The following is a 10,287-nucleotide window of genomic DNA, read 5'->3' as shown; positions in this document are numbered from 1 at the left end:
ACCACCACAACAAACGCAAGAAACCCAACAAACACAACAACCGCACACCGGCTGGCGGGCCCGGAAAATCCCCGGGCCCGCCTGTCCGGGCTGGGGCGCCCTCGGCAGGATTCGAACCTGCGCTCACGGCTCCGGTAGATAAACTCTGGCCGCGAAGGAACTCGTGCCAAAGTAGCATTCTCCTGAATGAGGCACGGTGCGCCGGTAGGTGGCTCGGGGGAGTGGATGGCATTGGCACGACCATGGCAGGCCGAGTTTCCGTCTGGGACACGGTCGCCGCGGCTCGCGATTCTGCGGCCTGACGATGACTTGCTACGTCTGTTCGATGCCGACCCCGCCAAGGAACGGTCCTACTCCCAACCGTGTCGTGACTGGCCCGAGACCAAGTCCCACCTCGCGATTCTGGTTGCGCCCCCAGCCCAACAAAGTGACGGCGGCCGGGAGCAAGCGGAGCGGATCTGGGGGCTGGGCATCGTGCGTCCTGCTCACGAGACCGACCGGGACCGGAAGGTCATCGTCACCCGTGTACGAAGGATTCGAGAAGAAGTCCCGTTCTCGTTGCTCCGGCGCACCGGCGGTGGGCGAAACGGCCAACTCGCCGGAGCGCTGCCGGAAAGCGGTCCGGTCACAGTCGGCGCGGATAGCGTGCTCGCCAATCTCAGAGGCGTCTCCCCTGGGGTCGAGAGTGAAGTTCAGAAGCTATTGCCGTTGCTCGACGACGGCGAAGGCTGGACCGACCGTGAACTCCGCTGGCGCGATGAGCGTGACGCACTGCTGCTTTTCGCCAAGATGGCTGGATTGACCCCGAATGACTTCGCGCCGGTGCACGACTGGGACAGGACAATCGCCCGGACAAGTTTCCTGAGCGGGCTCACCGGGACTCCGGTTCAGCCGGGGTTCGGCGACATCCACGGGCAAGTGGCGGAGAGGTTCAACGGCGTCGGTGAGACCGTCCTCCGGATGTTCGCGAGTGACAGAGGCCGTCAAAGCTATGACGTCGAGGCCACGTCGATCATCGATCAGTGGGTGGTCGATGGCGGGGAGGGGTCCCTCGACGCCTACTACTACCACGTCCACACGCAGACGCTCGTCGCACTGCGCTACCTGAGTCCGGGCCCGAACGGGGTCTTGTCGTCCGACGCCCGACACGGCCTGGCCGAGTTCCTCGTCCGTGTTCGCTGTCTGCCGAACCCCACCCGAAGCGGCGCCGACGACTACGGCCTGCTGAACGACCCCCTCTTTCTCCGCATTCACGAGCCGGTGCCCTTCACTCCCGCTCTGCACCGGACGAGCTCCGGCGCGATCTACCCCTACGACCAGATCGCGGCAGCGGTCCCGGCCACCGGGGCGCACGGTCTTCGACGTCTTTCCACCGACATGCTCACCCGCCATCTCGTGCCGACCGACTTCGCCCGTCTGGTGCGCGACGGTTGGCTCGGCGCGCGCGATGTGTCCTTCGAGGTGGCCATGAACTGGGTGGAGGCCAGCGTCGAAACGGCCGGTGTCGCTCTGGTGGTCGTCGACTTCAGCACGAGGCCGCGTGGCAACGGTTCAGGGATCGGGACGCGGGATCAGGGCATCGCATGACACCACCAGTGGGAAGGCAATCATCCATGGTCACCTCGGGGGCAGACACGCCTCGCCAGGTAACGCAGGTCCGCGCGCAACTGCATGAGACGTTCGACGGGGTGATAGATGACAGCGACATCGCCCACTTCGGAGGGGGCAACTACGAGCAGCGCTTTCTCTCCCGCGCCCTCGCGGCGCTCGCGGTACGCATTATGGCCAAGTGCGGTGTGGCCGAGGCAGCGCGGTTCGTGACGGACGGCATCGCGGATCAGGGGCTGGACGCCATCGCCCCCCTGCCGGAGAGCGGCCAGGCCCTTCTTGTCCAGGCGAAGTGGAGCGACAGGGGCACGGCGACGTTCGACGTGGACGCCGCCAAGGCGATGGTGGACGGCCTGAACCGGATCGAGAACGAGCTGTACGACCAGTTCAACCAGCGAGCCTCCACCCTCGCCGAAGAGGCCAGGCCCTTCCTCGTCAATGGACGAGCCATTCTGGTCATTGCGCTGATGGGTACCGTAGAGCCCTCACCACCCGCGCTTGAGGTCCTCAACAACGCTCTCCGCGAGTTCAACAGCCATGGTGCCCGCCTGAGTATCAAGCTGCTGCGCGCCGCCGATTTCCATGGTCAGATCCATGCGGATCTCCGGCCGGAGCCGATCGACCTCGACGTACGCCTTGACGACTGGTACCAGCAGGCGGGACCGCTTGAGGCATACCAGGGCACGGTCTCCGCCGAGAGTGTCGCCGAGTGGTACGAGACGCACGGTACCGGCCTGTTCGAGCAGAATCTCCGGGCACCGCTGGGGCCTACCGTCACCAATGCGGAGATCGGTCAGACTCTGACGTCGGATCCCACCAGGTTCTGGCACCTGAACAACGGGATCACCATGATCTGCGACGCGCTCAAAGCTGAGCACGAGAGCGCCAGGGCCCCGAGGAGCAGGCCGACCACTCTCAAGGTGACCGGGGCGAGCATCGTGAACGGCGCTCAGACGGTACGGGCTGTGGCCAGGGCCATGCACGACGACGGTGAGACCGCGGCCCATGCCACCCTGAGCATCAAGGTCATCAACACACATGAGGACCGGAAGTTCGGAGTCCAGGTCTCGCAGGCGGCGAACCGGCAGAACGCCATCGAGCAGCGCGATCACATCGCGCTGGAACCCGTGCACCAGGCGATCAAGGCCAACCTCCGTGCCGAACTGCACAAGCAGTATGTGATCAAGCGCGGTGAGCCGGTCCCCGCACCGGAGACCGGCTGTTCACTGGACGAACTCGCGCTCGCTCTCGCCTGCCTCCACCCGGACGCGGAACAGACCGCCCGCGCCGCCAGTTCCATGGAGAACCTCTGGGAGCAGGGCTCCCAGGGCAGCCACACCCTGCTCTTCAAACGCGAGCCCTCCCCGCAGAAGGTGTGGCGTTCTGTGCTGACGCTGCGCGCGGCACGGAGCGCGGTCTACGAACTGGGCAGTGGGCAGAACAGCCGCGAGGCCGCGACCGCAGAGCACGGTGGGTTTCTCGTCACTCACCTGATCTTTCAGCACCTTGGCGCCACGAGTATCGATGATCCCGACTTCGACTGGGACAGCGAGGTTCTGGAGCAGATCCCCGCCCTCGTTCCGGAGCTGGTCCGTCGGCTGACTCATCAGATTGTGACGCGCTACGGACCGCGTTCCCAGATCAGGGCTGCCTTCCAGAGCGCGAAGAACTGCCGGGAGCTGGCGGAGCAGGTCCTCGGGGACCTGGCCGATGGCGTCGCGGTTCCCGCGCCTCAGGCGAAGGAGCGCAAGCAGCGTCGCCCGAACACCGCGCCGCTCCTGGTCGACCGCCGTGTCATCAAGGACGGAGCCCCCCTCCGGTACGTCGGTCAGAACGAGCCCGAACGGGACGCCCTCGAAGCGTGGCTTGCCGAAGACGAGAGGCGACGCCAGGCGACCTGGGTCAATCACCGGACCAAGCCGATCCTGTGGGCGTACGACCAGCAGCAGTACTCGCCGTCCGGACTGGTGTCGAAGATGTGGGCGGACGCCGGCTGGGACGATCGCCCCGTGGCCAACCAGGGAACGGTTCGCTGGTTCCAGCTAGATGGCCTGAGCCTGTGGGATCTGGCCAAGCGTATTTACAGCGAAGAGGACGAGGCTGAAGACGACGCCTGACGGCCTGCGTACCGCGCCAGCGGGCCGTCACTGTGGGCGCGGCCCCTCCGGATCGCGCAGTCGGGCGAGGAGATCGGCAATCTCGCGGGTCTCCTCGTGCTCCTCTCCGAGGAGAACGCACATGTCCTCGTGGAGGGCGTCGAGGACACCCTCGGCCTCGACGCGGCGTCCTTCGGAGAAGAGCAGGACACCGATACTGCGGCGCAGGTCGAGGGCGGTCTCGGAGGCGTCCCCATCCACGTCGGAAACGACCTCCAGGACCTCCTGGAACTCCCGCAGGGCGGCGGTGGCCTGGCCGAGGTTGGCCCGGCAGTGGGCGGCGTGCCGACGGCACTCCAGCGTGTTCTCGTCCGCCGGTCCCGCCGTACGGGCGTAAACGGCGGCCAAGGCGTCGAACTCCGGCAGGGCACGCCGGAAATCTTCGCCGGCCATGAGGACCGCCGCACGCTGCCGCCGCAGACCGAGTACACGGGGGTTGTGCGCGCCGAGGGCGGTGGCCGCCGTGGCGATCACCGCCTTGAGGACGTCCGCGGCCTGGGCGAACCGCCCGTTCTCGGCGAGATCCGCGGACCGGGCGTACGCGTCCCGGATCGCGTCCCGCAATACGGTGTCGGCACGCCCCGGGACCGGTGCCGGGACCGGCGGCTCCGGAGAGGACGCGGGAGCGGCGGTCCGTCGCAGGGGTGCGTTCGGCTGCCGGTAGACCAGCGTCGGGTCGGGCACCCCGGAGGCCGCGTCGCCGCCGACGAGCGCCAAGGGGTCGGCCGCCGAACCCGGTGGCGGCAGATGCGGTGACAGACGCTCGTACACCGCGTATGCGTCGGCCGGACGTTGCTCGGGCGCCTTGGACAGCAGGTCAAGGGTCAGCGCCTCCAGGTCCGACGGCACCTCGGGCCGCAGGGTGCGCAGGGGCGTCGGAGGCACATCCATGTGCTGGTACAGGAGCTGGTAGTCGTTGTCGCCGCTGAAGACCGGCTGCCCGGCGAGGAGTTCGTGCAGCACGCAGCCGAGTGCGTAGAGATCGCTGAGCGGCGTGATCTGTGCGTTCTCGATCTGCTCGGGTGGCATGTACCGGCTGGTGCCGATCCGGTCGCCGGCGGCGGTGAGCCGTGTGACGTCCGTTCCCAGCAGTTTCGCGATGCCGAAATCCAGCACTTTCACCGTGCCGTTCGTGGCGATCAGAATGTTGTCCGGCTTCAGGTCGCGGTGCACCACCGGGATTGCGTGGGCGTACGACAGGACCGTGCAGATCTGCGCGACGATCGACGCGGCCCAGCTCACGGGGAGTCCCACCGCCGCGCCGTCCTCCGTGGCCGTGAGCACCGTGCGCAGGGAGATCCCGCGCACGTACTCCATCACCAGGTACAGCCGGTCGTACGACGCTTCGTCCAGCACCGCGTCGAACACCTGCGGCACCCCGTGGTGGCCGATCCGCGCGGTGACACGGGCCTCGCGCTCGAAGCGGCGGGTGAACTCCTTCGCCTGCGCGGGAGTCGCGACGACGTCGGGCCGGATGAGCTTGACCGCGATCTCCCGGTCGAGGACGGCGTCGTAGCCGCGCCAGACCGTGCCCATCCCGCCGGACTCGATCTTCTCGATCAGCTCGTAGCGGCCCTGCTCGCCGATTCTCCTTGCCTGCGTCATGTGCCGCACGGTACCGACTGGCGGCGCCGGGTGTTGGCGTCCTAGAGCAGATGGTCTGCCTTACCGGCCTTGATGTCGGTGATGAGGGTGCGCAGGGCTTCGAGGGAGTCGGTGAGGTAGTGGTCTTCTTGGCCGGCGACGGTTATGTAGCCGTTGCCGTGGGCGTCGGTGCCGAGGCGGAAGCAGGAGCTGCCCTCGCCGCAGAGCGGGGCTTCCCAAATGATGTCGGCCATGTGACTTCTCCTCATAGCTGTTGGGCGATCTGGCGGATGAAATCCCGGGACGCCTCCCGGGACAGTGCCAAGTCTTCCAACAGGTCGAGTTGTGCCCGGTATTTCGCGAGCTGGCCGTCAGCGTGCAGGAAGAGAGGACCATGGGAGTTGTCCAACTGCACGGTATCGAGCTGCTGCACAGGGCCCTCGGTGTAGACGACCGTGTGCCCTGCTCCGGGGAAGGCGCCGTGACTGAAGGGGAGCACCAGCACGGTGACGTTGTCCCATTCGGAGACCTCCAGCAGGTACTCCAACTGTGCCTGGGCGACGTCCCGTCCGCCGAACTGCATGCGAAGCGCCGCCTCGTGAATCACGGCCACGTACGGGGTCGGGTTGTCGCCGATGATCACCTTCTGGCGCTCCGACCGGTGTGCCAGTCGGAGAGCGACCTCATGCTCGGGAAGCTGTGGGACGACGGAACGGAAAATGGCCATGGCGTGCGCTGATGTCTGGAGCAGCCCTGGAACATGCACGGTGTTCGCGCCTCGCAGACGCACGGCGCCAGCCTCTGTTTCGGAGATGTCCAGCATGCCTTGAGGCAAGCTCCCCCGGTAACGCTCCCACCATCCTGCTTCGTTCGGCTCCGCCATCTCGGCCAGGGCGTTGATGTACTTCTCGTCGGTGCAGTCACAGTTGCAGGCCAGGGTGCGCAGCCGCTCGGCGCTGATCCCGCGTAGTCCGGACTCCATGTTGGAGATCCTGCTCCGATCGACGCCGAGGAGCCCTGCGGCGTACTCCGCCGACCTGCCAGCCGTGGTGCGCATCCTGCGAAGCTCACTTCCCAGGCGTTTCTGGCGTTGAGTGAGGATCGTCCTTGGTGGCATGCCGTACCTTTCCGTGCCACGAACTCGATGGGCACTAGTTCACCGCATCGAGGCCATTATTGCGAATCAGATGGCAAATATGGCCCCTCGTGCTCTACTGTCGGTATCGCGCACGCTACACACCGCAACGCCGGAAGCGCACCGCGACCTCAAACCCCCCACTCAGTCAAGGAGTTCGCCATGCCCGAGATCCCCCTCGTCCCTGTCCACTGGCGCTTCCCCGCTCACCCCACCTCCGTACGGAGGGCCCGGCACGCCGTCGCCAAGTCACTGCCGGATCCCGTTCGATCCCATCTCGGCGACGACCTGGGCCTGTTGACCTCGGAGCTGGTCACCAACGCCATCCGGCACGGCGCGTGCTGGGAGGACGAGGACCTCATCGAACTCGTCCTCTGGCCCGCCGACGGACACTACTGGCTCGCCGTCTCCGATCCAGGTACCGGCAAACTCGAACTGGCTCGCCCGGATACGGACTCCGAGTGCGGTCGGGGTCTGTTCCTCGTCGACAGCCTCGCCACCGCCTGGACCGTCCGGCCCCGCCCCACGCGTGGGACATCCGTGGTCGCGGGCCTTTCACTTCCTCAAGGTGACTGACACTGCGCAGCGGTCGGCCGGGAGGGTCAAGCCGCCTCGTCGTCGATGTTCTCCTCCCTGCGGATCATCCGCCAAGCCGCCCGGCGCGCACTCTGGTTGAGTGACTGCTTGAAGCTGTCGTCGTGGCTGAAGTACTGCCGCCCCATGTCGGCGATGGTGTCGATGTGTTCGGCCATCTTGTCCTCGAAGACCTCGTCGAAGACAAGACCGAAATTCTCCTCGTCGTTGACGGCGGCGGCGCGGACCTTCGGGTCAGCTGTCGCCTCCGACCACGGCGTGATCACGTCCTGATCGGTGAAGGCGGTGCCGTACTTGTCGTTGAACTTGTCGATCAGCTCCGACAGCAACGACTTCTCCTGCTCCTTGGCGCCGCCCGCACCCTCGCCGAAGCCGCGCAGTTCCGCCGCACCCTCGGAGGCCAATGCCAGGTCGTGCTGGCCGGTCTTCTGGATGCGCAGGTGACTGAGGTCGAGGTCCCCTACGTCCACGCCGCCGTCTCCGCGCCGGGGCAGGCGGTTGAGCAGGTGGCGGCCGTAGAGGTAGAGGCATTCGAGGTCGGCGTCACGGTAGGGCACGATCTGGGAGAGGAAGCCGTACTTCCGTACGTAGTCGTTGAGATCCGCACGGAACTGCTCGGCGGCCTCGGCGGCGTCCTCGTCGGGGTCGCCCGCCTCGTCCTTGCGGTCCAGCAGCTCGGTGAACCGGTCGACGGCGGGGCCGAGGAGCCGGTACAGCTCGGCGTGCAGCTTCTCCCAGCGGGCCACCGAGCCGGCCGCCTTCTCCTCGGCCGCCATATAGGCATCGGCGAACTCCCGCATCTCCTCTTCTACGAGAAGGTCCGGTTGCATGACCTTGCTCTGCGCGGTGTAGAGGAGGTTGGGATCGGAGGGGAGAGTGTTCGCCTCCTCGAAGTACGGGCGGAAGGACTCCTTGATGTCCTCGGCGTCGTTGACGAAGTCCAGTACGGCGAGGTCCGCCTGAGACTTGCGGTCGGCGGTGCGGTTCAGCCGGGAGAGCGTCTGGACGGCGCTGATGCCCGCGAGCTTCTTGTTGACATACATGGTGGTGAGAAGCGGCTGGTCGAAGCCGGTCTGATACTTCTCGGCGACGACGAGGATGCGGTACTCGCGCTGCGTGGCCTTCCCGCCGGTGCGTACGGCCTTGTCGTCCTTGCGTGTGTACGCGAACGCCTTGGGCAGCGCCGACTCGGCCAGCCCGCCGTTCTCCTTCGGCTCGGTCGTCTCCACGCCGTCATACGTCAGGGTGCCGGAGAACGCGACGAGGACACCGGGGTCGGCGTACTCAAGGTCACCGATGTACTTCCTGATCGCACGGGCCATCTGCACAGCGCTGTACCGGGAGCCCGTCACGACCATGGCCTTGGCCCGCCCGCCGAGCCGACCGGTGGTGTGGGTGCGGAAGTGCTCGACGATCACCTGTGCCTGCTGGGCCACAGTCGAGTCGTGCGTGAGCGCGTACCGGGCGAGCAGCGGATTCGCCTTGGACGGGTCCACCTCGCGTTCGTCCGGGTTCTTGTTCACCAGCTTCCAGTACGTGTCGTAGGTGACGTACGTGCGAAGGGGATCGAGGATGAAGCCTTCCTCGATGGCCTGGCGCATTGAGTACGTGTGGAAGGGGACGTATGCCGCCTTGCCGTCGACGGTGTCCAGGGTGCCGAAGAGTTCGAGGGTCTTGGCCTTGGGCGTGGCCGTGAAGGCGAAGTAGGAGAGGTTGGACGCCTTGCTGCGTTGGGTGGCCTTGCGGATGAGCTTGGCGTCGGTGGCGGCTTCCGCCTCCAGCTCGATCGCCCCGGCGTCGTCGGAGTCCGAGTCCAGGCCCAGGTCACGCAGAGCCGCGCGGACGGCCGTGGCGGCGTCTCCGGACTGGGAGGAGTGGGCCTCGTCCACGATGATCGCGAAGTTGTGGCCCTGTATCTCGGTGGGGTTGCGGCGCAGGTAGTCGATGAGGGCGGGGAAGGTGTGCAGCGTGACCGTGATGATCTTCCCGGTCTCGCGGGACAGCGCCTTGGCGAGCTGGTCGGACTTCGCGCCGTGCTTCTCGTCGATCTTCACGACCAGACCGGCGGTCTTCTCGAAGCTGCCGACGGTTTCGCGGAGCTGGGCGTCGAGATTGCGGCGGTCGGTGATGATCACGACCTTGTCGAAGACGGGCGCACCGGGCTTGAGCCCGGCGGCCAGGGCGTCGGGGTCGATCTGGGCGGGGTCGGTGGGTGTGTGCAGGGACGACAGGCGGTGGGCCAGCCACCCGATGGTGTTCGACTTGCCGGAGCCGGCGGAGGCCATGCCGAGGTAGTTGTGACCGGCGCCGTGACGGGCCGCGTGGTTGGCAAGCTTCTTGACGATGTCCCACTGGTGGTAGCGGGGGAAGATCAGCTTCCTACGGGTCCGCCCGTCCGGGCCCTTCTCCTTGCTGAGGTGCACGAACCGCTCGATCAGGTCCAGCCAGGTGTCCCGCTCCCAGATCTGTTCCCAGAGGTAGGAGGTCGCGTAGGTCCCGGGGACGGTGGGCGCCGGATTCCCCGCGCCGCCGGGCTTCCCTGGGCCCTCTGACCCCATGTTGAACGGCAGGAACCGGGTTAGTTTGCCGCGCAGTTCGGGCGCGACGTAGACGACGTCGGTGTCGACGGCGAAGTTCGCGATGACGCGGCGGGCGAAGATCAGCTCGGTGGGATCGCGGTCCGTGCGGTACTGCTCCTTGGCGTGTTCAGCCCCCTGACGGGTCAGGCCGTTCTTCAACTCGACGGTGGCGAGCGGGATTCCGTTGAGGAACAGCGTGAGGTCCAGCTCGTTGCCCTTGTCCGCCTGCTTCGTCGCGTACTGCAACTCCTTGAGGAAGGTCAGGCGGTTCGCCCGGTAGTCGTCCAGGACCGCGTCCGACACGACGAGCGACGGCTTGAAGTAGGCGAGCCTGATCAGGACGCCGTGGTCTTTCACGCCCTTGCGGAGCACGTCCAGCACGCCGTCCGTTGCGATCGCCTGGTCAACGCGCTTGGCGAACCCGGCCTGGGCGGTATTGACGTCCCCGCCGTAGAGGGCGATCAGCTCGTCCCAGTCGTCGGCCTGGGTCTTGCCGATGAACTCGAAGAGCTGGGCGGTGTCGAGGCCGAGGTGGGGTTGGTAGTGCTGATTGCTTCCTTCATTCCAACCGCGCTCCAGCAGGGCGGCGACTATAGCGTTTCCGAAGGCTGCTTCGTCGTGGACGGACATG

At 66.5% G+C, this 10,287-nt stretch carries 7 protein-coding genes; 3 read left to right on the top strand and 4 right to left on the bottom strand.

Going from position 1 to position 10,287, the window contains the following annotated elements; all coding sequences use genetic code 11:
• Window positions 1–225: 225 nt before the first annotated feature.
• Together ACFXAZ_RS23165 and ACFXAZ_RS23160 are read left to right on the top strand one after the other, a co-directional pair.
• Window positions 226–1,587 carry a hypothetical protein gene (locus ACFXAZ_RS23165; RefSeq protein WP_384594360.1) on the top strand — a complete coding sequence of 454 codons (1,362 nt, stop codon included), beginning with the start codon at window positions 226–228 and terminating at the stop codon, window positions 1,585–1,587.
• A gap of 26 nt (window positions 1,588–1,613) precedes the next feature.
• Window positions 1,614–3,725, top strand: coding sequence for an AIPR family protein (locus ACFXAZ_RS23160; RefSeq protein ID WP_384594357.1), 2,112 nt, complete (start codon window positions 1,614–1,616; stop codon window positions 3,723–3,725).
• A gap of 27 nt (window positions 3,726–3,752) precedes the next feature.
• Here ACFXAZ_RS23160 and ACFXAZ_RS23155 read toward each other — a convergent pair whose 3' ends face one another.
• The 3 genes from ACFXAZ_RS23155 to ACFXAZ_RS23145 are packed head-to-tail and all read right to left on the bottom strand — an operon-like array spanning window position 3,753 to window position 6,465.
• Window positions 3,753–5,369: a protein kinase gene (locus ACFXAZ_RS23155; protein WP_384594354.1), complete on the bottom strand. Its 1,617-nt coding sequence runs from the start codon at window positions 5,367–5,369 to the stop codon at window positions 3,753–3,755.
• Window positions 5,370–5,410: 41 nt separating this feature from the next.
• On the bottom strand, window positions 5,411–5,602 hold the full coding sequence (locus ACFXAZ_RS23150; RefSeq protein WP_384594351.1) for a hypothetical protein: 192 nt from the start codon (window positions 5,600–5,602) through the stop codon (window positions 5,411–5,413).
• Between the two features lie 11 nt (window positions 5,603–5,613).
• The gene (locus tag ACFXAZ_RS23145) at window positions 5,614–6,465 is read right to left on the bottom strand and encodes a helix-turn-helix domain-containing protein (protein WP_384594348.1); all 852 of its coding nucleotides are present in this window, start codon (window positions 6,463–6,465) and stop codon (window positions 5,614–5,616) included.
• Between the two features lie 180 nt (window positions 6,466–6,645).
• On the opposite strand from ACFXAZ_RS23145, the gene ACFXAZ_RS23140 reads away from it, so the two are divergent.
• A complete protein-coding gene (locus ACFXAZ_RS23140) occupies window positions 6,646–7,059 on the top strand; it encodes an ATP-binding protein (RefSeq protein ID WP_384594345.1) in 414 nt (137 codons plus the stop codon).
• Window positions 7,060–7,085: 26 nt separating this feature from the next.
• On the opposite strand, the gene ACFXAZ_RS23135 is transcribed toward ACFXAZ_RS23140, so the two are convergent.
• Window positions 7,086–10,286, bottom strand: coding sequence for a type I restriction endonuclease subunit R (locus ACFXAZ_RS23135; protein WP_384594341.1), 3,201 nt, complete (start codon window positions 10,284–10,286; stop codon window positions 7,086–7,088).
• Window position 10,287: the final 1 nt, after the last annotated feature.

Origin of the sequence: Streptomyces sp. NPDC059477 (assembly GCF_042749375.1) — a bacterium.
Lineage (GTDB): Bacteria > Actinomycetota > Actinomycetes > Streptomycetales > Streptomycetaceae > Streptomyces.
Note: the sequence above shows the minus strand (reverse complement) of the source record. Positions and strands in the feature narration are given on the sequence as shown.